17 protein-coding genes are annotated in these 23,407 nt (G+C 64.7%); 10 read left to right on the top strand and 7 right to left on the bottom strand.

The annotated features are described in order from the left end of the window. The first annotated feature begins 21 nt into the window (after window positions 1–21). Both FV139_RS12545 and rmf read left to right on the top strand, forming a co-directional pair. Window positions 22–798 carry a helix-turn-helix transcriptional regulator gene (locus FV139_RS12545; protein WP_148068800.1) on the top strand — a complete coding sequence of 259 codons (777 nt, stop codon included), beginning with the start codon at window positions 22–24 and terminating at the stop codon, window positions 796–798. Between the two features lie 271 nt (window positions 799–1,069). Beyond that, window positions 1,070–1,273, top strand: a complete 204-nt coding sequence (rmf, locus tag FV139_RS12540) for a ribosome modulation factor (protein ID WP_148068799.1) — start codon at window positions 1,070–1,072, stop codon at window positions 1,271–1,273. 58 nt (window positions 1,274–1,331) lie between these two features. Here the strand turns inward: rmf and FV139_RS12535 are convergent, their stop codons facing one another. Beyond that, the gene (locus FV139_RS12535; protein ID WP_148068798.1) at window positions 1,332–6,176 is read right to left on the bottom strand and encodes an NAD-glutamate dehydrogenase; all 4,845 of its coding nucleotides are present in this window, start codon (window positions 6,174–6,176) and stop codon (window positions 1,332–1,334) included. A 255-nt stretch (window positions 6,177–6,431) separates the two neighbouring features. Here FV139_RS12535 and FV139_RS12530 point away from each other — a divergent pair, with 255 nt between their 5' ends. The 6 genes from FV139_RS12530 to FV139_RS12505 are packed head-to-tail and all read left to right on the top strand — an operon-like array spanning window position 6,432 to window position 13,402. Beyond that, complete coding sequence (locus FV139_RS12530) at window positions 6,432–7,388, top strand: AAA family ATPase (RefSeq protein ID WP_148068797.1); 957 nt, start codon at window positions 6,432–6,434, stop codon at window positions 7,386–7,388. A 10-nt stretch (window positions 7,389–7,398) separates the two neighbouring features. Further along, entirely contained in the window at window positions 7,399–8,340 is a 942-nt protein-coding gene (locus FV139_RS12525) for a DUF58 domain-containing protein (protein ID WP_148068796.1), read from the top strand. Between the two features lie 2 nt (window positions 8,341–8,342). Further along, the gene (locus FV139_RS12520; RefSeq protein WP_187276514.1) at window positions 8,343–8,834 is read left to right on the top strand and encodes a DUF4381 domain-containing protein; all 492 of its coding nucleotides are present in this window, start codon (window positions 8,343–8,345) and stop codon (window positions 8,832–8,834) included. Beyond that, window positions 8,831–9,871, top strand: a complete 1,041-nt coding sequence (locus FV139_RS12515; protein WP_148068794.1) for a vWA domain-containing protein — start codon at window positions 8,831–8,833, stop codon at window positions 9,869–9,871. The genes FV139_RS12520 and FV139_RS12515 overlap by 4 nt, the downstream gene beginning before the upstream one ends. Further along, a complete protein-coding gene (locus FV139_RS12510) occupies window positions 9,868–11,712 on the top strand; it encodes a VWA domain-containing protein (protein WP_235898644.1) in 1,845 nt (614 codons plus the stop codon). Before FV139_RS12515 ends, FV139_RS12510 begins: the two co-directional genes overlap by 4 nt. After that, window positions 11,696–13,402, top strand: a complete 1,707-nt coding sequence (locus FV139_RS12505; RefSeq protein WP_148068793.1) for a BatD family protein — start codon at window positions 11,696–11,698, stop codon at window positions 13,400–13,402. Before FV139_RS12510 ends, FV139_RS12505 begins: the two co-directional genes overlap by 17 nt. A gap of 24 nt (window positions 13,403–13,426) precedes the next feature. Here FV139_RS12505 and pepN read toward each other — a convergent pair whose 3' ends face one another. Genes pepN through FV139_RS12480 form a run of 5 tightly spaced genes read right to left on the bottom strand, consistent with a single transcriptional unit; the run spans window position 13,427 to window position 19,063 of the window. Beyond that, complete coding sequence (gene pepN / locus FV139_RS12500; RefSeq protein WP_148068792.1) at window positions 13,427–16,090, bottom strand: aminopeptidase N; 2,664 nt, start codon at window positions 16,088–16,090, stop codon at window positions 13,427–13,429. Between the two features lie 12 nt (window positions 16,091–16,102). Further along, window positions 16,103–16,936 carry a DUF2797 domain-containing protein gene (locus FV139_RS12495; RefSeq protein WP_407946818.1) on the bottom strand — a complete coding sequence of 278 codons (834 nt, stop codon included), beginning with the start codon at window positions 16,934–16,936 and terminating at the stop codon, window positions 16,103–16,105. Window positions 16,937–16,996: 60 nt separating this feature from the next. Next, the gene (locus FV139_RS12490) at window positions 16,997–17,266 is read right to left on the bottom strand and encodes a YeaC family protein (RefSeq protein ID WP_148068791.1); all 270 of its coding nucleotides are present in this window, start codon (window positions 17,264–17,266) and stop codon (window positions 16,997–16,999) included. A 48-nt stretch (window positions 17,267–17,314) separates the two neighbouring features. Further along, the gene (locus FV139_RS12485; protein ID WP_148068790.1) at window positions 17,315–18,166 is read right to left on the bottom strand and encodes a rhomboid family intramembrane serine protease; all 852 of its coding nucleotides are present in this window, start codon (window positions 18,164–18,166) and stop codon (window positions 17,315–17,317) included. A gap of 12 nt (window positions 18,167–18,178) precedes the next feature. Next, the gene (locus FV139_RS12480; RefSeq protein WP_148068789.1) at window positions 18,179–19,063 is read right to left on the bottom strand and encodes an NAD(+) kinase; all 885 of its coding nucleotides are present in this window, start codon (window positions 19,061–19,063) and stop codon (window positions 18,179–18,181) included. A 125-nt stretch (window positions 19,064–19,188) separates the two neighbouring features. Here FV139_RS12480 and FV139_RS12475 point away from each other — a divergent pair, with 125 nt between their 5' ends. Next, window positions 19,189–20,115: a DUF1853 family protein gene (locus FV139_RS12475; protein WP_148068788.1), complete on the top strand. Its 927-nt coding sequence runs from the start codon at window positions 19,189–19,191 to the stop codon at window positions 20,113–20,115. On the opposite strand, the gene FV139_RS12470 is transcribed toward FV139_RS12475, so the two are convergent. After that, on the bottom strand, window positions 20,116–21,039 hold the full coding sequence (locus tag FV139_RS12470; protein WP_148068787.1) for a 1-aminocyclopropane-1-carboxylate deaminase/D-cysteine desulfhydrase: 924 nt from the start codon (window positions 21,037–21,039) through the stop codon (window positions 20,116–20,118). 105 nt (window positions 21,040–21,144) lie between these two features. Between FV139_RS12470 and FV139_RS12465 the strand changes: the two genes are divergently transcribed. Further along, entirely contained in the window at window positions 21,145–23,406 is a 2,262-nt protein-coding gene (locus FV139_RS12465) for a hypothetical protein (protein WP_148068786.1), read from the top strand. Window position 23,407 lies beyond the last annotated feature (1 nt).

Below are 23,407 nucleotides of genomic sequence, written 5' to 3'. Positions count from 1 at the left end.
AACAAGAGGGGGAAACCTGTGATGGCGGTAGTACCGACAGCGGAACAGCGTGCGGAGGAGCAGGACGAGGTACAGCATCTCGCCGAGGCAGTCGCCGCAGTCGGGAAACGCATCGGGCTACCCTATATCGCCGCCAGCGCCGATATCTCCAGCCCACACCCCCTGATCGACCGCGAGGGGCGCCCCCTCGCCGAATCCGTATTTCCCTGGCTCGATCCCGACCTGCGTTACTGGGAAGACCCGGGCTTTGCCCTGCGGGCGGCCATTATCCAGGCCTGCCGGGTCTGTGCCGAACCCTTCTACCTCACCCAGGGGAAACTCGGGAGCTGGCGTCACAACGGCGCGCTGGACGCGGTGAATGAGCAGGAAGACTTCGACGGTTTCGGCGTGGAATCGGCGATCATGGTGCCCTGCCATCTGCCGGGGGGCGTTATTGGCTCCATTGTCTGGGCCAGCCCGGACAAGTCGTTGCCGGTGACCGCCATTTTTCAGGAGCACGCCAGCGAACTGCTGACCCTGGCCCTCACCTTCCTGGCCAGTTACCGCGACTGCAGTGCCCGGGCGCGCATGGAGGCCCCTCCCCGCCTGACTCCCAGGGAGATCCAGTGCCTGAAGTGGGCAGCCTTGGGCAAAACCGACGCCGAGGTCGCCATCATCATGGATATCTCCCTGCCGACGGTGCGCTTCCACATCACCAACGCCGCCCGCAAACTGGCGGTCTCGGGACGTTCCCAGGCGCTGTACCGGGCGGCCATGCTGGGCTATATCGGTGCGGCGGCAGGGCCCGCGCGCAGCTGAACAGGTACAGGTAATGTTTCTAAAAAGTTACCGTTATATAAACAGCCCTTCCTTGTTCCAAAACATTAGTCGACTTGCCGGGGCTGCTCTGGTTTCATGAAGTTGCGCCTGCGGGCGCCACTTCCGGGTATTGCCGGGCGCTTTTGTCCAGCTACCCGCTTCGACAACTCGCTACAGACATCTGGAGCCCACTCCTGCCGCCAACCGCACGTTACGCGTGCGTCGCTCTCGCCTCGGCGGTGGAAACAGGCTCAAGACGGAGGCAACCTCTATGAGAAGACAGAAGCGCGATATGAACTCCAGGGCTTTTGACCGCGGCTATCAGGCCGGTGTTTCCGGCCGCAGTATCGACTACTGCCCCCACGCCAATGAGGAACATCGACAGAACTGGGTTTCCGGCTGGCGCGAAGGTCGCGCCGACCAGTGGGACGGTCTGACCGGCGTGTCCGGCGTCCACAAACTTCGCGCCCTGTAATCACAGAGGCTTCGAACACCCGCAAATCATTCCGGCCGGCGGGCTACGCCGGCCCCTTTCAATTCCGCAGGCTGCTCTGGGCCAGATCCAGCAACTCCCGGTTTGCCACGGCGTACATGGCAAAGTCCGGCGAATTGGTGCTGTGCAGCTCCGATAGCATCTCGCGCCAGCGTTTCAGCAGGGTTGCCTCCTGCTTCGACCACTGCTTGAAGCACTGGTCGGGGTCGCCATCTTCGCACCAGTGACGCAGGGCCCCGGCCGCCAGGGTCCGCTGCTGCCATTCCAGGTCCTCGAGGTAAGTATCCCGGGCCAGGGCCTGCCATTCATTGTCGACCTTGCTGGCGAGAATCTGGCCGCCAAACCAGTCGAGTTCCAGCTTGTCACCGAGGTAGTAGTAAAGCTGGGCCACACGCTCCAGTGAGGAGCCAGTCTCGCTGCTGGCCTGGATAATGCCCAGGGTGGTGTAGGACAGTACTGCACCGGCAACCCGGCCCGCCAGCAGGTCGCTGACCCCGGCGTCGATGTAGTGCTGTTCGAAAGCGGTGTACTGCTCCTTCAGGCGGCCACGCAACAGTTGGGGTACCAGCTCCCGCAGCTGGGTCACCCCCTCGCCAAACTCCTCGATACAGGTGCTGGGCGCCAGGTTGTGGCGCCGGTTGCGCAGCAGCCAGCGCACTCCCCTGCGCACCAGCCGGATCAGGTTGAGCATCATCTCCATCTGCACCCGGGCGTCGACACTGTGGTCCAGGGCCTCGATTTCGTCCCACAGGGCAACCACGTCGTAGACATCCATCACCGTGGTATAGGCCCGGGCGATGTCCGCCACCGGGGCACCGGTCGCCTTGCGCTGGCGCATGACGAAATTGAGCCCCATGCGATTGACCATGTCGTTGGCAATCTGGGTACACATGATTTCCCGGTGCAGGCGGTGAGCCTGCAGCTCCTCGCCGTAGGTCGCCACCAACTGGGAGGGGAACGCCGTGCTGACCTGGCTGGCGAGACGGGGGTCCTTGCCGAGATCGGAGTCAATCAACTCCTCTTTCAGCATGGCCTTGCTGTAGGACACCAGGATCGCCAGTTCCGGCCGGGTCAGGCCCTTGCCCTGGACCCGGCGCTCGGTCAGCTCCTCGTCCGAGGGCAGGAATTCCAGCTCCCGATTCAGGCGGCCCCTGGATTCCAGGTCGGCGATGAAGCGCTGGTACTCACCACTGCGCTCGGCCGCCTGGAATTCCGCAAGGCTGATCGCCTGCACCTGCCGGTAATTGTTCTCCAGCACCAGTTCCGCCACCGCTTCGGTCATGTCCTCGAGCATGGCGTTGCGGTGTTTTTCCGTGAGGTCGCCCCGCGCCACAATGGCGTTGAGCAGAATCTTGATGTTCACCTCGTGGTCGGAGCAGTCGACCCCGCCGGCGTTGTCGATAAAATCGGTGTTGGAGCGACCTCCGTGCAGGCAGTACTCCACCCGGGCCAGCTGGCTCATGCCGAGGTTGCCGCCCTCGCCCACCACCCGACAGCGCAACTGGTTGGCATTGACCCGCACCGCATCATTGGATTTGTCCCCCACGTCGGTGTGGGACTCCAGCGAGGACTTCACATAGGTCCCGATACCGCCATTCCACAGCAGGTCTACCTCGGCCCGCAACAACCGGGAAATAAGCTCATTGGGCGTCAGGCGGCTCTCGCTGATATCGAAGCGGGCCTGCATCTGGGGCGAGATGCTGATCGACTTGGCAGCCCGGCTGAAGATCCCGCCACCGGCGGAGATCAGGCTGGCGTCGTAGTCGGTCCAGCTGGAACGCGGAAGATTGAACAGACGCTGGCGCTCGGCGAAGCTGCTGGCGGCGTCGGGCTCCGGGTCCACAAAAATATGCATGTGGTTGAACGCCGCCAACAGGCGGATATGGGGCGACAACAGCATGCCGTTGCCGAACACATCCCCCGCCATGTCCCCAACACCAATGGCAGTAAAGTCGGTGCTCTGGACGTCGATACCGATTTCACGGAAATGCCGCTGCACCGAAACCCAGGCCCCGCGGGCGGTAATGCCCATTTTCTTGTGGTCGTACCCGGCGCTGCCGCCGGAGGCGAAGGCGTCCCCCAGCCAGAAACCGTATTCCTCGGACAGGGCGTTGGCGATATCGGAGAACGTTGCGGTGCCCTTGTCCGCCGCCACCACCAGGTAGGGGTCTTCCTCGTCCTTGCACACCACCTGCGACGGACGCTGGATACCACTCTCGACGCGGTTGTCGGTAATATCCAGGAGACCGCGAATGAACAGCTGGTAGCACTCGATGCCCTCCTGCTGCACCTCGTCGCGGCTCATGTCGGCGGTGAGGTTCTTGGCCACGAAACCACCCTTGGCGCCCACGGGCACAATCACCGCGTTCTTGACCTGCTGGGCTTTCACCAGGCCGAGCACCTCGGTGCGGAAATCCTCCATCCGGTCGGACCAGCGCAGGCCACCGCGGGCCACCTTGCCGCCGCGCAGGTGAACGCCCTCCACCCGGGGCGAGTACACGAAAATCTCGAACATCGGCACCGGCGCCGGCACATCGGGAATTGCCCGGGGATTGAACTTGAAGGAGAAGTAGGGCTTGAGTTCACCGTTGCCCGCCTGCTGGAAGAAGTTGGTCCTCAGGGTGGCTTTGATCACGGTGATGTACTGGCGCATGATGCGGTCTTCACCGAGGTTCTCCACCTGTTCCAGGGCATCCACGATCCCCTGCTCCACGGTCTGCTCACGCTCCGCCCGCCAGTCTTCGTCGCCGTCGAATACCGGCGAAAAACGGGTCAGGAACAGCTCCACCAAACCTGCTGTAATGGGCAGGTGGTTGGCCATGGTCTCGGCGATGTAGTCGACACTGTAGGGGAACTGTAACTGCCGCAGGTAGCGGGCATAGGCCCGCAGCAGGGCAATTTCACGCCAGCTGAGCCGGGTTCCCAGCAACAGCCGGTTGAAAGAGTCGTTCTCTGCTTCGCCAAACCAGATGCGGGTGAAGGCGTCTTCGAACTCGTCGCGCACCTGCTCCAGGTCAATGTCATTGGACAGTGAGTAGATCAGGCTGAATTCCTGGATCCAGTAGCGTTCACCATCGGCGGCCTTGACGCCGTAGGGGCGCTCGGACACCACCCGCAGCCCCAGGTTTTCAAGGATGGGCAGGATGTCCGACAGTGGCAGCGATTCCCCTTTGTGGTAGAGGCGCAGACGCAGCTTGTCGTCCTCCTCCTCCAGCAGGCGGTACAGTCGCATGGCCAGTTCCCGGCCATTGTCCAGGCTCAGCAGGTTGTGAACATCCATCACCGCAACGCGGGGATCGAAATCATCGCGATAACCCGGGGGAAAGCCTACGCCGAGATTGCGCGCGTAGCCTTCGCCCTGCTCCTCGCCGAATTCCTCCACCAGTCGCATGCGCAGGCGATCTTCCCAGGCGAGTGTGGCTTGCACAATTTGCTCCTCGATTTCATTGACGTCGTAGTGCCGTTGCTCGGTCGGGTCGACCCGCAGCACGAAGTGACAGCGCACCAGAATGGATTCGGAAAAATGGGTGGTGAACTCGGATTCCTCGGCACCGAAGGCGCGGCTAAGGATGTTTTGCATCTTCACCCGCTGTTCCGTGTGGTAGCGGTCCCGCGGCATGTAGACAAGGCAGTTAACGAACTTGCCGTGGGCGTCCTCGCGCACGAATAGCCGGGTCTGGCGGCGCTCCTGGATGCGGTTGACGGCCATCACCGTGTCGTACAGCTCGCGGATGCTGGACTGGAACAGCTCGTCCCGGGGAAACAGCTCCAGTACCCGGGCCAACTCGCGGCCATCGTGTTCGCTGGTCTCAAGGCCGGACAGCTCCACCACCTGCTCGACCTTGCGCCGCAGGATGGGGATCAGCGCGGGGTTCATGGTGTAGACGGTAGAGGTAAACAGGCCGATGAAACGGTGCTGCCCAATCACTTCGCCGGTCTCGTCAAAGACCTTGATCTCGACGTAATCCGGGTAAGCCAGACGGTGAATACGCGAGCGGATCCGCGACTTGGCGAAACTGAGCTGGCGCCGCTGCAGTTCTTCCGCCGGCATGGCGTTGAGATCGGTGGCGAGTTCACGGGCGCCGCGGGTATTGCGCCGGCGCAGCAGCCCGAGGCTCTCGGCCTTGGCTACGTCCACCTCAAACTGGGAACCGCTGCGCCGTACGTCGAGGTATTCATAGCCGAGGAAGGTCATATGATCCCGGCACAACCACTCGCAGAAGGCGCGGGCTTCACTGCGATACTCCTCCTCGATGCAGGTACTTTGCCCAATCACCTCGACAACCTGCTGCAGGCGTTCGCGCATGGCCGGGAAGTCATCCACCACCAGGGACACCTGCGCCAGGATTTCCTCCAGGGCGCTGCGCAGTTCGTCCATCTCGTCGCTATCGGAATGGCGGCCTATCTCGAAATAAAGCAGGCTCTCGTGTGAGAGTCCCTTGCGGCTGTCGTCGTTGTCTTCCGGCACCGCCTGCAATTCGCCGTGCTCGTCGCGATGGGTGACCAGGTTGCAGCTGGCCAGGGTGTGTATGCGGATATTGCGCTGGTTGAGCTCGCCCCTTACCGAGGCGGTGCAGAACGGCATGTCCCGGCACAGTATCGCCACCACGGTGTACTTGCTCTCCCAGCCGTGACTTTGCAGCTCGGGATTGAAAATCCGTACCTTGGCCGCGGGCGATTCCCACCGGTCCATAAAATGGAACAGCCCATACAGGCAACCGTAGAGGTTCTCGACGGTACGCCCGCGCATGTCCTCGGCGGGGAACCGCGACATGAACGTCGCTGACAGGTTATGCAGGGACTGGCGGTCGTCCTTGTCCCCACGTTTATCAATTCGCTGTGCCAGCTCTTCAAGCAGGCTGTTTTTCAGGGCATCCCAGGCCATCGGATTCTTGCGGGCTCCAATTTACGGCTTAATTTTTGTGGGTCCGTTTACCAGACCTCGGCTTTTGCGGCATAGTCTAGACCAATTGCCCTTCGCTGTAGTCAGTTTCAACTGGAACTTTTGCACAGGCAGCCAGTCTGAGGCACATCCCGTGCTGCAGGGTTTGGCCTGCAGCGGGGCATTGGCTAGAATCCGGCGCTCGCACCGATCACCGTGTGCACCAGGCGCCCACAGGCAAGAACAACAGGAGAACGCGTGGCAAGCGCAGAGCTCAGAGCACTCGAAAACTGGCTCAGCCAGCAGATCATTGGCCAGTCCCATCTGGTCCAGCGCCTCATCATCGCCCTGCTGGCAGATGGTCACCTGCTGGTGGAAGGCGCCCCCGGCCTCGCCAAGACCCGGGCCATCAAATCCCTGGCCGATGGTATCGAAGGCAGTTTCCACCGGGTCCAGTTCACTCCGGACCTGTTGCCGGGGGATGTCACCGGCACCGAAATCTACCGGCCCCAGGAAGGGAGCTTCCACTTCCAGCCGGGTCCCGTGTTCCATAACCTGGTGCTGGCCGACGAGGTCAACCGGGCACCGGCCAAGGTGCAATCCGCCCTGCTGGAAGCGATGGCCGAGCGCCAGGTGAGTGTGGGTAGCGAAACCTACGCCCTGCCGAACCTGTTCCTGGTGATGGCCACCCAGAACCCCATCGAGCAGGAAGGCACCTACCCCCTGCCCGAGGCACAGCTTGATCGCTTCCTGCTGCATGTTCGCGTGGGCTACCCGGATGCACGTGCCGAGCGCGACATTCTGCGCCTGACCCGCTCCGAGGCCGTCCACAACAGCAGCGAGCCGCCACCGCCGCTGACCCAGGAAGCGGTGTTCGAGGCGCGCCGCGAAGTACTCGAACTGCACATGGCGGAGTCGATCGAGGAGTACATCGTGCAACTGGTGATCGCGACCCGGGAGCCCGGCCACTACTCCAGTGAACTGGCCGGCTGGATCGAATACGGTGGCAGCCCCCGGGCGACCATCGCCCTCGACCGCTGCGCCCGTGCCCATGCCTGGCTGGATGGACGCGAGTTCGTATCCCCGGAAGACGTCCAGGCCGTGGCCGCTGACGTCCTGCGCCATCGCCTGTTGCTGAGTTTCGAGGCCGAGGCCAATGGTGTGACCGCGGACCAGGTGATCCGCGAACTGTTGAGCCGGGTGCCAGTGGCCTGAGCCGCCGCCGATGTCGCAACACGCACCGCAACTTCCACCCCAGGGCGCCTACTGTGAGCTGGCCAGCCTGATCGGCCTGCGGCTGCTGGGCAGCCAACTGGACCTCGGGCGGCGCAAGCGCGCCCTCAACCAGCTCACCGGCCCCAACAAGTCCAGCTTCCGCGGCCGCGGTATCGACTTCGAGGAAGTGCGCGGCTACCAGGCGGGCGACGATATCCGCAGCATCGACTGGCGCGTCACCGCCCGCACCGGCAGCGCCCACACCAAACTGTTTCGCGAGGAGCGGGAGCGCCCCGTGCTGATTGCCGTGGACCAGCGCAACAGCCTGTTCTTCGGCTCCCGCCACTGTTTCAAGTCGGTACTGGCGGCCCACCTTGCCGGTGTCCTGGCCTGGAGCGCCCTGGACAAGGGAGACCGGGTGGGAGCACTGCTGTTCAATGGCAGCGAACACCGGGAAATTCGCCCGCGCCGCAGCCGCCGCAATGTGCTGGCCATCCTGTCCGAGTTGAACGCCTACAACCACCGGTTGCCGCTGCCCGAGTCCGGTAATGGCAGCAGCTTCAGCGACATGCTGTCTCACCTGCGCCAGGTGGCGCGACCGGGCAGCAGCATCTATATCATCAGCGACTTTCACAATGCCGCCCGCGACCGCGCCGGAGAACACCTCTACCAACTGGCCCAACACTGTGAAATCACCGCCCTGGCCTGTCACGACCCGCTGGAAGAAGCCCTGCCCAGGGCGGGAGTCTACACGGTGACCGACGGCCAGCGCCGCACCCAGCTGAGCACCGCGGACCGCCGCTTGCGCCAGCAATTTGCGGAACGCGCCCGCAGCGAGGCGCAGCAGTGGGCGACAGACCTGCAACGGCTGGGCATTCCCCTGCTCTCTTTCAGCACCGGCGAGCCCCCGTTTCCCGTGTTGCAGCATTACTATGGCGAAGGCAGGCACTGACCGTGCAAGGCGACGATCCCCTGGCCCGGTTGCAACCCCTGCGCCAACCCCTGGAAACGGGCTGGTGGCCCCCCGCCCCCGGCTGGTGGCTACTGGCTGCACTGGTGCTGTTGCTGGCCGCCGCCGGGGCCTGGCAGCTCTGGCGTCGCCACCAGCGGCGTCGCTACCGGCGCCAGGCGCTGGCCCAGCTCGAGGCATTGCAAGCGAGCTGGCCCGCCAACGACCCTGCAGGCTTTGGCGGCCAGTGCAACCGCCTGCTCAAAATCGTGGCCCTGCGCAGCTTTCCCGGTGACACCGTGGCGGCACTGAGCGGCGAGGCCTGGAGTGAATTCCTCAACGCCAGCGTGAAGGCCGGCAAGGAGAACAGCGACAGCCGTTTCACCCCCGCTTTTGACCTGCAACTGTACCGGCCCGATGGTATCGACCCGGCCAGTCGCGACCAGTTGTACCGCGCCAGCCGGCGCTGGATCGCGCACCACGAGGCTGCGTCATGATTGAATGGCAATGGCCCTGGATACTCCTGTTGCTGCCACTGCCCTGGCTGGTGCGGCAACTGCTGCCCGCTGCCAACAGCCAGCAGGCGGCCCTGCGGGCGCCGTTCTTCGACAGCTGGCGCGACCTCAGCGAGAGCACCGGTGGCGCCCGGGAGGGGGGCAACTGGCCGACACTGGTTTGCCTGTCGCTGCTGTGGCTGCTGCTACTCCTTGCCGCCGCGCGCCCCCTGTGGATCGGTGAACCGATCGAATTACCCAATAGCGGCCGTGACCTGATGCTCGCTGTCGACATCTCCGGCAGTATGCGGATGGAAGACATGGTGGTCGGCCAGCGTCAGCTGCGACGGATCGATGCGGTGAAAGTCGTTGGCGCGGATTTTATCAGCCGCCGGGAAGGCGACCGACTGGGGCTGATTCTGTTTGGCAGCAAGGCCTACGTACAATCGCCCCTGAGCTTCGATACCGGCACGGTGAAGGATTTCCTCGAGGAGGCCCAGATCGGCTTTGCCGGCCAGGAGACCGCCATCGGTGATGCCATTGGCCTGGCGGTGAAGCGGCTGAAGGAGCGTCCCGCCGAGAGCCGTGTGCTGGTTCTGCTCACCGATGGCCAGGACACCGCCAGCTCGGTGCAACCACTGGACGCGGCGCGACTGGCCCAGGGCCTGGGCATCCGCATCTACACCATCGGTATCGGCGCCGACCGGATGACCATGCCGGGCCTGTTTGGCTCCAGTTTTGGCAGCCGCCAGATCAACCCCTCGGCGGAACTGGACGAAAAAGGCCTGTCGCAAATTGCTGACCTGACCGGTGGCCGCTACTTCCGCGCCCGGGACCCGGAGGAACTGGTGGGCATCTATCACCTGCTGGATGAACTGGAACCGGTAGAGCAGGATGCTTCGACCTACCGCCCGCGGCAGTCCCTGGGCTACTGGCCACTGGCCGGTGCCCTGCTGCTGAGCTTTGTGCTGGGAATAAACCACTGCCGGCGCCAGGGCCTGTTCCAGCGCACGCCAGCCAGCGAGAGAGCGCTGTCATGACCCTTGGCGCCCTTCACCTGATGCGCCCCGAGTGGCTGTGGGCGCTGCTCCCGGCCCTGCTGCTGGGCTGGGCCCTGGCGGCTGCCCACAAACGCTCGGGGAGCTGGACCGCGGTGATCGACCCCGCCCTGCTGCCCTACCTGGTGAGTGAATCCAGTACCGGTAAACGCCGCAACCTGCTGCCCTGGCTGCTGCTGGCCTGGCTACTGGCCTGTGTTGCACTGGCCGGCCCCAGCCTGCGTAAAATCCCGCAACCGGTGCAGCAACGGCAGGATGCCCTGGTGGTCGTGCTCGACCTCAGCTATTCGATGAAAGCGGCCGACCTGGTCCCGTCGCGCCTGGACCGGGCGCGCCAGAAGATTCTCGACCTGCTCAAGCAACGGGAGGAAGGCCAGACCGCCCTGGTGGCTTTTGCCGGCGACGCCCACGTGGTCACCCCCCTCACGGACGACACCGGGACCATCGCCAACCTGCTCCCGGCCCTCAACCCCGACATGATGCCGCTCCCCGGGAGCGACGCGGCCTCTGCCGTCAGCCTGGCCCTGGAACTGCTGCGCAGCGGCGGCGCACTCGATGGCCGCATTCTGCTGATCACCGATGGTGTAGCCCGGGACCAGCACAATGACATCGCCGGGGCGCTGGATGCCGCCGGGGTGGAGCTGGAGGTGATGGGTGTCGGTACGGCCAGCGGTGCGCCCCTGCCCCTGCCGGATGGTGGTTTCCTCAAGGATGCCCAGGGGACGATCGTGGTACCGGGACTCGACAGCGGCAGCCTGGCCACCCTCGCCGAGCGCAGCCGGGGCCGCTACATGGCAATGCAGGTAGATAACAGCGATCTCGAACGCCTGGCCCACCCGCCTGCCCTGCCGGGGCGGGAGCGCCTGAGCGATTCGGAGCGCCGCGCGGATCACTGGGAAGACCAGGGCTATGTGCTGGTACTGCTGTTGCTGCCTGTCGCGGTGTTCCTGTTCCGTCGCGGCGTATTGCTGGGGCTACTGGCACTGTTGTGGCTGGGGAATCCCCAGGCCGCTCGCGCCCAGAGCTGGGATGACTGGTGGCTGACGCCGGACCAGCAGGGCCAGCGCGCGCTAGAGGCGGGCGACGCTGAGCAAGCCAGCGAGCTGTTCGACAATTCCGCCTGGGCGGGGACCGCCGCCTACGAGGCGGGCAACTACGAAGGCGCTGCCCAGCGGTTTGCCGAGGGCGACAGCGCCGATGACTGGTACAACCGGGGCAACGCCCTGGCGCGGGCGGGCAAGCTGGACGAGGCGATCGCCGCCTATACCGAGTCCCTCGACAGGCAGCCGGAACAGGCAGATGCCCAGGCCAACCTGGAGCTCGTCAAACAGCTGAAAGAACAGCAGGAGCAACAGCAGCAGAATCAACAGAACCAGGATGGCGAGCAGGACCAGCAGGACCAGAATCAACAGAGCAACGACTCGCAGCAGCAGGACCAGCAGCAAAACCAGCAGCAGAACCAACAAAAAGGCGACCAGCAAAATACCGACAGTGAGTCCGGGCAGGATCAACAACCCCGGGACGACCCGGCTTCCGAGGATGATGAGCAACCGCAAGCGGATGCCCAGGCCGGTAATCAGGAAGAGGAAGAGGACGAACAGCAGCAAGCATCCCCCACGCCTCAGGATCAACAGGACGGCGAGGGTCAAGAGCAGAGCAGCGCGCCGGTCAGCGCCGAACAGGCCGAGCGCGACCAGGCCCTGGAGCAGTGGCTGCGACGGGTCCCCGACGATCCCTCCGGCCTGCTGCGGGAGAAATTCCGCTACGAGAGCCGGCAACGTCTACAGCAGGGAGAGACACCGCGAGATGAACAGAACTGGTAACCGCCCCCACTCTTCGGTGTGGCTGTTATGGCTGCTGACGTCGATGTTGACGTTGGTGCTGGCGCATCCCGCCGGGGCGGCACTGGAGGCCAGGGTCGATCGCAACCAGATTGCCATGGGCGATACCCTGCGCCTGGAAATTACCGCCACCGGGGGTGAAGACCTCAACAGTATCGACTTTGGCCTGCTTCAGGAGCAGTTCGATATTCTGCAGCGCTCCTCCTCCAACAGCGTCAATATCGTCAACGGCCAGCGCTCTGAAAGCCGCAAGCTGGTGCTGGAAATAACCCCCCAGCGCCAGGGTGACCTGCTCATCCCTTCCCTGGTCAGCGGCAGCGCCCGCACTGCGGCGCTGTCGGTGAGAGTGGGGCCGCAACCGGAATCGCCCACGGGCGACACCGAGGTGCTGTTCGACGCCGAACTGGACCGGGACCAGGTCTACGTGCAGGGCCAGGTGGTGCTGACCCTGCGGGTACAGCAGGCCATCAATCTCGACAATCGCAGCGTCACCGAGCTGAACCTGGATAACGCGTTCGTGAAACCGCTGGAACAGAACTCCTTCCAGCGAACCGTCGGCGGCCGCCCCTGGCTGGTACATGAAATACGCTATGCCATCTTCCCTGAGCAGAGCGGCACCCTGGAGATTCCCGCCCAGACCTTCTCCGCCAGGGAGAGCCTGGCCCGACGCAGCCTGTTTGACCGCAGCAGCGGCCCGTTGCTGCGGCGCTCGACTGAGCCCCTGACCATAGAAGTGCTTCCCCGCCCCGACAGCTACCCGGCCGATGCCACCTGGCTGCCGGCGCGCAACCTGACCCTGGAAGAACAGTGGTCAGTGCCTCCGGAGCAATTACAGGCGGGTGAAAGCGCCACCCGCACCGTGCGGATCGTGGCCGATGGCCTGCAGGGTGCCCAGTTGCCCCCTACCCTCTTCCCCGCCCAGCCCGGTCTGCGCTACTACCCCGACCAGCCGCAGATCAGCGAAACGGAAACCGGCAACGGGCTGGCCGGACAGCGCACCGACAGTGCCGCGCTGGTCCCGGGAAGCCCGGGCCATTACCGGATTCCCGAAGTCCGTATTCCCTGGTGGGATACCGAAAGCGGCGAGCTGCGCGAGGCAGTCCTGCCGGCCCGGGAAATTGAAGTCACGGGAGCGGCACACTCCCAGGTGCCAGCTGCCCCGCTACCAGACCAGCTTGCGTTGGACGCTCCGCCATCCCCCGCGGCCCTCGAACCGGCCGGCACGACGGAACTGTGGTGGTGGCGAAGTGTTGCGGTAGTTTGCGCCCTGGGCTGGCTGCTCACGCTGGCCTTGTGGTGGCGCGGGCGAAACCCGGGGCTGCCAGAGCAGAAAACGACGGATCGGCAGGACGGCAGTGAAAGCCAGGCTTTCAAGCAACTGATGGCCGCCTGTGCCAGCAACCAGTCCGCCGCCGCACGGCAGGCGCTGCAGGCCTGGGGCGCCAGTCTCTTTCCGGGTGAAGCCGGCCCCCACCTGAAGACCCTGCGCCAACAGGCCGGCAGTGAAGAGCTGGACCAGGCGCTCGACGCCCTGGAGCAGGCCCTGTTCGCCCCCGGCGGCGTCCCCTGGGAGGGAGCCTCCCTCGCCCATTGCGTGACACGCCTGCGTCCCGAATTGCGCAAGGCGGGAAACGCCCGGACGCCCGACGGACTGACCCTGTACCCGGCTTGACGCCGGGCACCTGCAGTTGAAGGCTTAGCCTTCCAGGGACTTGCTCAGTACTTCGAAGACATCCGGCGACAGGTCCGGCAGCGCCGCCAGGCGCTCCAGTTCCGCCCGCATTTTCACTCCCTGCTCCCCGGCGTAGTTACGCCAGCGGGTGAGCGGTGTGAGCAGGCGCGAGGCGATTTGCGGGTTGCGGATGTTCAGGGCTTCGATGATCTCGCCGAGAAACCCATAGCCACCGCCATCTGCGCGATGGAACTGCAGCGGGTTGCCATTGGCAAAACCACCCACCAGTGCACGCACCTTGTTCGGGTTGCGCAGGTCGAAGGCGGCGTGCTCGAGCAGGCCGCGGACCCGTGCCAGCGCCTGCTCACCCGGCACTGCCGCCTGCACTTGCAGCCACTGATTGACCACCAGGGTCTCGCTTTGCCACTGCCGGTAAAAGCTGTCCAGCGCCTCGTCGCGCTGGGCGTCGCTGCCGCGCTGGCTGATCACCCGCAGGGCTGCCAACTGGTCGGTCATGTTGCCCGCGCTGGCGAACTGGGCCCGCGCCAGGGCGATGTGCTCGGGACGCGCCAGCGCCAGATACTCGAGGCTCAGGTTGCGCAGGCTGCGAGCGGCCACCTGGGTGGCTTCGGGAGCGTAGGGCTCACTCACCACGTTGCGCCGGTAGGTGTCCAGCCAGGCGTTTTCTGCGTGCTCCGCCAGCGCTTTCAGTACCGCTTCACGGGCGAGGTGGATGCTCTCCACCCGGGCACCGCCACGGCGGGCCGCCAGTTCCGCCATGTAACCCTCGCCCGGCAGGCGCAGCATTTCCGCGACCATCGCCGGATCGAGGCTGGCATCCTCCAGCAGGACGGTGCAGGCGTCGAGGAACAGCGGATCCACCACAGGTGCGTCGCCCCCCAGGATCTGCCCTTCGACTTCTTCCAGTACCGACAGGGCCAACTGTTGCGCCGCATCCCAGCGCACAAAACCGTCGTCGTCACGGCTCATCAGGGCGCACAGTTCCCCCCGGCTGTAGGCGTATTCCAGGCGCACTGGCGCCGAGAACCCGCGCAACAGGGAGGGCACGGGCGGTTCACGCACGTCCTCGAAGACAAAGGTTTGTTCGGCTTCCGTCACCCTGAGAACAAGGTGGGTGTTGTCCCCGGTCTCGGGGTCCGGCGCTTGCCCGGCCAGTTGCAATGGCAGGTTGCCGGCATCTCCCAGCAGGCCCATGGCCAGGGGAATCAGCAGGGGTTGCTTGTCGGCCTGTCCCGGCGTTGGCGGGCAGGACTGGCGCACGTGCAGGCGGTAGCGTTCGGCATCGGCGTCGTACTCACCGTTCACCGACAGTACCGGCGTGCCGGCCTGGGAATACCAGCGGCGGAACTGGCCGAGGTCCACACCTGAGGCGTCCTCCATGGCGACCACGAAGTCCTCACAGGTCACGGCCTGGCCGTCGTGACGCTCGAAATACAGGTCCGAGCCTTTACGGAAGGCTTCAGCGGCTAGCAGGGTATGGATCATGCGCACCACTTCCGCACCCTTTTCGTAGACGGTCAGGGTGTAGAAGTTGGAGATCTCGATAAAGGAATCCGGCCGTATCGGGTGGGCCATGGGACCGGCGTCTTCGGCGAACTGGGCGGTGCGCATAACCGTGGCGTCTTCCACGCGCTTGACGGTACGCGAGCCCATATCGGCGGAAAACTCCGCGTCGCGAAATACCGTGAAGCCCTCTTTCAGGCTCAGCTGGAACCAGTCCCGGCAGGTGACCCGGTTGCCCGACCAGTTGTGGAAGTACTCGTGGGCAACGATCGCCTCCACCGTCTGGAAGCCCTTGTCGGTGGTCGTGGCGGGACTGCACAGCACACAGGAGCTGTTGAAGATGTTGAGGCTCTTGTTTTCCATCGCCCCCATGTTGAAATCATCCACGGCGACGATATTGAAGATATCCAGGTCGTATTCACGGCCGTAGACTTCCTCGTCCCAGCGCATGGACTTCTTCAGTGACAGCATGGCGTGGTCGCACTTGTCGAGGTCCTTCTCCTCCACAAAAATGCGCAGGTTGACCTCGCGCCCGCCGCAGGTGGTGAAACTGTCCTCCACACTGCGCAGGTCGCCGGCGACCAGGGCGAACAGGTAGGCTGGCTTCGGGAAGGGGTCGTGCCAGTCGGCGCGGTGGCGGCCGTTGTCGAGCACTTCGCTGCCCACCAGGTTGCCGTTGCTCAGCAGCACCGGGTAGCGGGCGCGGTCGGCCTCCACGCTCACCTCGAACTCGGCCATGACATCCGGCCGGTCCAGGTAGTAGGTGATCTTGCGGAAACCCTCGGCCTCGCACTGGGTACAGAACATGGTGCGGGACTTGTACAGCCCTTCCAGCGACGTATTGTCCTGGGGCCGGATGCGGGTCCGGGTGGTGAGGGTGAACTGGTCGGGCACCGAGGCCACCTGCAGGGTGTCGTCGGTCAGCGAATACTCCTGGCCTGCCAACTCCCGCCCGTCCAGGGCAATGGACAGCAACTCCAGCTCCTGCCCGTGCAGCACCAGCGCCTCACCCGGTTCGGCGGCGGGATTACGGCGGATGTGCAGCGTCGCCGCCACCAGCGCGTGGTCCTCGTACAGGTCAAAAGCCAGCCGGGTACGCTGGATCAGGAAAGCGGGTGGTCGGTAGTCTTTCAGGTAGATGGCGCTGGGGCGTGCGTCTCGCATGGGATACCTCAGTCAGAGTCGGGACAGGGCGACCTGGTAGCCGCCGTACTTGCGCAGGTTGATCACGCCGGTATCGAAGATCAGGTACTGACCCTTGATCCCGGTCAGGGTGCCCTCGATGGAGGGCGTCTTGTCCAGGTTGAAGGACTTCACCTTCACCGGGTACTCCAGTACCGGATAGTCGATGACCGTCTCCGCCTCGCCTTCCAGCACCGTGATGGCCTGCAGGCCGTGCTCATCCTGCAGGCGGGCGATGTCCCCGGCGCACTCGGCGACCAGTTCGGCACGTCGGGCCTCGAGATCCACCGGCTGCCCGGGCCCCTTGAGCATGGTCTGCCAGCTCGTCTTGTCGGCCACGTGGTTCTTGAACAGGGTCTCCACCAGGCCGGACTGGAAACGGCTGCTGACGCGAAAAATGGGCTGGGCCTGGCTCGCCCCCTGGTCCATCCAGCGCGTGGGGACCTGGCTGTGGCGGGTGATTCCCACCTTGAGCCCGGAGGTGTTGGCCAGGTAAACGATATGGTCGATCATGCAGTGCTGCTCACCCCACTCCGGTTCCCGGCAGGTTCCCAGGTGGTAGTGGCATTTTTCCGGGCTGACGATACAGCTGTCACACTGGGCCAGGCGCTTGAAGCAGGGGTAGCAGTAACCCTGGCTGAAGCTCTTGCTGGTCTTGCGGTCGCAGTGGATACAGTTGATCTGCCCCTGGTAATCCAGCCGCAGGGCCTGGCCCAGCAGGTTATTCAGGGGTTCGAGGTGGTCACCCAGCACCATCTGGTACTGCACGGGTGATTCCAGCGCGGTCTTCATCTTGCGCAGGGGACCTGCGGAAAGTTCCTGGGCCAAGGGGCCTCCTTTGGTCGGATCAGGTGGGCGTGGGACGCGTTCGCGCGCGCCCCTGTGGGTTCAGTCGCGCCAGTTCAGGGGCACTTCGGAATCGGGGTCGTCACCCGGGTTATCACATGAGTCGCCCGCCTTGTGCCCGCGGTCGATATAGCCCACCCGCTGCTCCTGGGGCAGGTTGCGCTCCCCCCAGGCGATCAGCGCCTGCAGGCACTCCTGGCGCTGCTCGCGACTGAGCCGGCGGCCGTCGGGCCACTTGCCCAGCTCCACGGCGAGCTTGAGTTTGTCGTAGACCTCGGGGGTCAGGCTTTCGATCAGTTGCTGGTATTCCATGGCGAACCGGGGATGTAGGGCGAGGGGCGCGATTATAACGCCCCGGGCTCAGGCTTTGGAAATCCGCGACAGCCCGCCGAAAAGCGCACCGAGAACGGCGCCGCTGAGCAGGCCACCCACGTGGGCGGCATTGGCAATGGCGCCAAAGCCCAGCACTTCCACCACCCCGACGACACAGATCACCAGCCAGCCCACCATGAACAGCATGATGGCGGGCCTCGGCTGCAGCCCCCAGCGAGGCTGCAGGGCACCGGCCACCCAGGAAAAGCCGAGCAAGCCGTAGACCACGCCGGACATGCCGCCAAAGATGGCGGCGCCGCCGAACAGGTACTGGGCGCTGTTGGACACCAGGGCGATGGCGGTAAACAAGCCGAGCATATTGACGCTGCCCATGACCCGCTCGACCCGGGCCCCCAGTTCCCACAGCCACAGACTGTTGAACACAATATGCAGCCAGCCGAAGTGGAGGAAGGCCGGTGTCACCAGGCGCCAGTACTGGTGCCCCTGGGGCAGAAACTCGATCTGGCCCTGCTGCAGGGTGAAGGGATTGAAGGTCAACAGGGCGAGCCAGCTCACCGGGGCGTTGAAATACACCAACAGGAAACCCGCCGCGCTGAGCGCCAGCAGCACCAGAGTGACGGGGGCTCCGCGCCAGGTGGCGGGTGCCGCTGCCGCGGGCGCCCTCTCCCGCTGCTCGATCTCGATAGTCACTTCGCCGGCGCGCCAGGCCCGGTACAGCTCGGCCACCGGGGCCACGTGGCCTGCGTCCATGACCTTCAGTACCTGCTGCCCCCGCTCCTCATAGATGCGGTGCATCACGCCGCGCTGCCGCAGGGCGACACTCAGCGGCAGCAAATCCTCGTCGAGCCCGACGCGCAGCGCCGGGTAACCGTCTTTCATCCGCAGCAATACCTAGTTAACCAGGGCGTAGCTCCAGCGCAGCTTATCCCTGCAGCTGGCATAGAAGCTGTGACCGATGGGGTGCAGCAGGGTCAGGCGGTGGGGCTTTTTGCTGATCACCACGCAGTCACCCGGACGGGCGGTCATATTGACCTGGCCGTCGCAGGTCACCGGCGGGTGAATGCGGTTGCGCCCGAGAATGTGAATACTGATCTCGCTGTTGCCGTCCACCACGATCGGGCGGCTGGAAAGCGCGTGGGGGAACATGGGCACCAGCACCATGGCATCCAGGGTCGGGTGCATGATGGGCCCGCCACCGGACAGGGAATAGGCGGTGGACCCCGTCGGTGTGGACACGATCAGGCCGTCGGCGCGTTGGCGGTAGACAAAGGTATCGTTGATGGACAGCTCGAACTCAATCATCTGGGCCGAGGTCCCGGAGTTCACCACCACATCGTTGAGGGCGTCCGCCTTGCCCACTGTCTTGCCGTCGCGGGTGACCCGGGCGTCCAGCAGGAAGCGCCGTTCCCGCTCGAACTTGCCGTCCAGCACCGCGGGCACCTGCTGCTTGATTTCGTCGGGGCTGATATCCGTGAGAAAACCGAGGCGGCCGCGGTTGACCCCCAGCACCGGGGTCTCGTAACGGGCCAGGGTGCGCGCGGCACTGAGCAGGCTGCCATCACCGCCCACCACGATCACCAGGTCGGCGTCTTCCCCGATTTCGTCCAGGCTGGCCAGCTGGTGGCTGCCCGCGGGCAGCAGCTCGCCGAGGCGATCCTCGAGCACGACCTCCAGCGCCCGCTCGTTGAGCAGCGCCAGCAGTTCCTCGAGCACAGCCTGTACGCCCTCGTGGGCACTGCGACCGACCAGGCCAATTTTCTTGAAGGATGGCTGCATTCTTTCGCGTTCCGCCCCGAATGGACTGGTAGTATAAAGGTTCCGCTGATCAATTAGGTAGTGCCCCCGCGGCGCAGGCCTACTGACCAGGGGTGCCCAGACACGAGTCCTGCCGGGGAGAACGCATGCCAAACCTGCTCTCCACTCCACCCGATCAGGCCCCGGCCCTGCGCCAGCGTGCGGTCCGCGACCTGGCCTTCGCCTGCCTGTCGCCACCACTGCTGCGCAGTGGCGCCCTGCCGGGAGCGCCGGCGCCGGTCTCCAACACCGGCTTCGCCGCCACCGCGGAACGTCTTCGCTGGCTGGTGGCGCTGGACCACAACCCGGCCCCCCTGCTGGCGCGGCTTGCCGCCCACCCCCAGACGCGCCTGGGCCTGTATTTCGAGACCCTGTGGCAGTTTTTTCTCGAGCAGGATGCCGAGGTGGAGCTGCTGACGCACAACCTGCCGGTACGTCAGGCAGGCCAGACGGTCGGCGAGTTCGACTGCCTCTACTACTGTTATCGTCGCCAGCGGGCAGTGCACCTGGAGCTGGCGGTCAAGTACTATCTGCATCGCCAGGACGCGGGATGTGATTGGGATCAGTGGCTGGGGCCCAACAGTCGCGACCGCCTCGACCTGAAACTCACCCGCCTGCTGACACACCAGAGCCAGCTGTCCCTCCACCCCGCCGGTGCCGCACTGCTCGAGGCAAAGTGTATCCGCGACCCGTTGCGGGAGGTGGAGGTGAAAGGCTACCTGTTCCACCACCTGCAGGAAGACGCGGTGGCACCGGAGGGCTTCAACCGCGCCCGCTCACTGGACACATGGTGTTACCTGAAGGAGCTCGACAGCGCCCTGCAGGCGGGAGAGACCTACCGGGTGCTACCGCGACTCGAGTGGCTGGCGGCCGCCGAAGTACCGGCACAAGAACGGCTGGACGCGGCGGGCCTGCATACGCAGCTTGGGGAGCGCTTTGGCGAGGGGGCCGGCGCGCAGCTGGTGGCGGCCCTGGGCACGGCGGGCCAGGAGACGCGACGCTTTTTCGTCTGCCCGGACAACTGGCCTGACTGATCAGGCGGATGGCCCCAGCCACGCAAAGCCGCGGCGCCCCTGCAAGCCCCCCGTGTGGACCAGCACCAGCGGCAGTGTGGTGTCGAGTGTGGTGTCGAGCTGCCCCGCCGCCAGCATCTGCCGTACTGCCAGCAGCGCCTTGCCGGTATACACCGGTTCCAGCGGCAGGCCCATGCTGTCGCTCCAGTGGATGCAGGCTTGCAACGCGTCATTGCACCGGGCGAAGCCGCCACAGTGATAATCGTGGCGGATTTCCCAGCGCGCCACCCGGGACGCCCGCAGGGCGTCGAGGTTGGCCTGGACGCGGGCAGCGGTATCGAGTGCGCCCTTCAGGGCCGAGATACCGATTACGCGGAAGCGTTCGTCGAGGCCCGCGGTAATACCCGCCAGGGTGGTTCCCGTACCCGTGGCCAGCACGACCACTGCGCCCGACGGAAAGCGCCGGGCAATGGCCTCGCCGATGGGCAGGCAACCGCCGGCACCCGCCGGGCAATCGCCGCCTTCCGGAATCAGAACACCGGGACCGTAGCGAGAGACCATCTCCCGCTGGAATGCGTCGTCGTTACGGCGGCGATACGCCGAGTACGCCAGCGCGTGCAGCCTCATACCCTGGCGGGCTGCTTCCTCGAGTGTCGGTGTGGCCAGGTTCTCGCCTCGCACCAGGCCCACGGTTTCCAGGCCACGGAGGCCGCCGGCGGCCGCCAGCGCATGCAGATGGTTGGACCAGGGGCCGCCGAAGCTCATCACACATCTGGCACCGCCGGCAACCGCCGCCGCCAGCAAGGGATGCAATTTGAACGCCTTGTTACCGGGCGCTGCCCCGCCGCTGCGATCGAGTCGCAGCACATGGACCGGACAACCCTGTTCGGGCAGCGCTAATACCTGCCAGTCGTCCCGAGTAAGTGACGGCGGTGAGGCTTGCATGGCTATTCGTTGCTGTCTCCAGATTATTGCCGCAACGACCCGATTGAGTCCGCTCCAGTGACTCTGCTATCGTGGGCACTTCTTCCGGCCCCGAGAGGGGGCTCTATGGGCCTGTTCGAAGAACTGAAGCGTCGCAACGTCATCCGCGTGGGGATTGCCTATGCGGTAACGGCATGGCTGTTGCTGCAAATCGCCGACCTGGTCCTCGACAACATCGGCTCTCCGCTGTGGGTCATGCAGGCCTTCATGCTCCTGCTGGGCCTGGGTTTCCCCCTTTCCCTGCTGTTCGCCTGGGCCTTCGAAATTACTCCCGAGGGTATCAAGCGCGAGGCCGAGGTAGACCGCGACGCCTCCATTACCCACGTAACCGGACGCAAGCTGGACTTCGGCATTATCGCACTGTTGGTGGTCGTGGCGGGCTATTTCTTCTGGGAGTCGCGCTTTACCCGCGAGCACCCGCCCGCCGAGGCGCCTGTTGCCGCTGCGGCCGATGCCGCCAGGGCGCCCTCCGCGGCGGACACCACCGGGTCGACACCGGCACCTGTCACCGCTTCCGGCACGCCCTCCATCGCCGTTCTGCCCTTCGTGAACCTGTCGTCGGACCCGGAACAGGAATTCTTCTCCGACGGCATATCCGAAGAACTGCTCAACGTACTGGCCCAGTTCTCGGACCTGCGGGTGGCGGCGCGCACCTCCTCCTTCCAATTCAAGGGAGACAACCGCAATATCAGTGATATTGCCAGCCAACTCAACGTCAACCACGTGCTGGAAGGTTCGGTACGCAAGGCCGGTAATCGCCTGCGTATCACGGCCCAGTTGATCGAGGCCGAGCACGGGTATCACCTGTGGTCCGAAACCTACGACCGCGAACTGAACGACGTGTTTGCCATCCAGGACGAAATCTCCCTGGCCATCAGTGAGGCACTGCGGGCGGAGCTGGAACTGGAAAACCAGGGCGACAGCGGACCCAAAGTGGCGGCCACCGCCAACACTGCCGCCTACGAGGCCTACCTGCACGGGCGCTACCTGATCAACCAGCGCGGCAACAAGGCGATCACCCAGGCGGTGCAGGAACTGGAGCGTTCGGTACGGCTGGATCCCGAATACGCTCCGGCCCGGGCACAGCTGGCGATCGCCTATACCCTGCTCCACAATTCGCCGTCTTCCTATGGCGATCTTACGACCGCCCAGGTCATCGCCAAGGCCACGCCCCATATCGACCGGGCTTTCGCCCTCACCGAAACCCTGGCGGAGGCCTGGGGTGCAAAGTGCCAGTTGGCCTCGACACAGGAGGATTTTCAGCGCTCGGTCGAATACTGCCAGCGGGCCCTGGAACTTAATCCGGCCTATATCGATGCAATGAACTGGATTAACAATAGCGCCCTGCTCTCAGGGCAGTACCAGCTGGCCTACAGCTACATCAAGCGCATCCAGGAAGTCGACCCGCTTTCGGTCATTGGCCGCCTGAATTATGCCGGCATGTTCCTCGGCCACACCGATCCGGAGCGGGCCCACCGCATCGCCGATGACCTCCTGGAAGTGAGTACCTGGGCCGGGCACTCCACCCACGCCAATGTCAGCGCCAGCGAGGGGAACATCGCGGAGTCCCTGCGCTGGTCACTGCTGGCATTCCGCGATAACCCGCTGGACACTTACAGCCATGGCGGCCTCGCCGGCGGCCTGAGTATCGTGGGGCTGGTCAGCGAAGCGCGGCGTATTTCCGATTACGCCCGCACCTTCGCCGCGGCGACACCGGAAGAATTCGCCGAGGCGCGAGGTTATGCAGAGACCGCCGTGAACACGGACCCGGACAACACCAGCAACCTGCTCACTCTCGCCTACAACACGTATTACGCCGGCGACCTGGACGCTGCACTCCCGCTCTACCGGCAAATACACGAGATCGCCGCACCGGACCTGCCCACCAGCCAGGGCTACAGCCTGCACCCAGGCCTGCGTTACGCCTGGCTACTGCGCCGCACTGGCGATGAATCCGGTGCCCGGCAACTTCTCACAGCCATCGAGAAAGACCTCGACAGCCGCGAGGGAACACCCCTTACCCTGTTCCCTTCCTATATCAAGGACCGGATCGTTCTGACCTGGTTAAACGGGGACGAAGAGGGAGCGTTGACGCAGATGGCGGCGGCAACCCCAAGTCAGCTGGCACCCCGCAATGAACTGCTCGACCCGCTGCTGGCGCCTTCACAGCAGGACCCACGTTTTGTCGCCCAGTTGGAACGCTACGATGCGTGGGCCAGTGAGCAGCGCGAAGAGGTGCTGACGCTGATCTGTGAGAACAACCCGATCCCCGACAGCTGGCTGCCGCTGCCGGAGACCTGTCAGGGCTTCAATACCGCGGCGCGTTAAC

It is taken from the genome of Parahaliea maris (genome assembly GCF_008064665.1).
In the GTDB taxonomy this organism is placed as follows: domain Bacteria; phylum Pseudomonadota; class Gammaproteobacteria; order Pseudomonadales; family Halieaceae; genus Parahaliea; species Parahaliea maris.
Note: the sequence above shows the minus strand (reverse complement) of the source record. Positions and strands in the feature narration are given on the sequence as shown.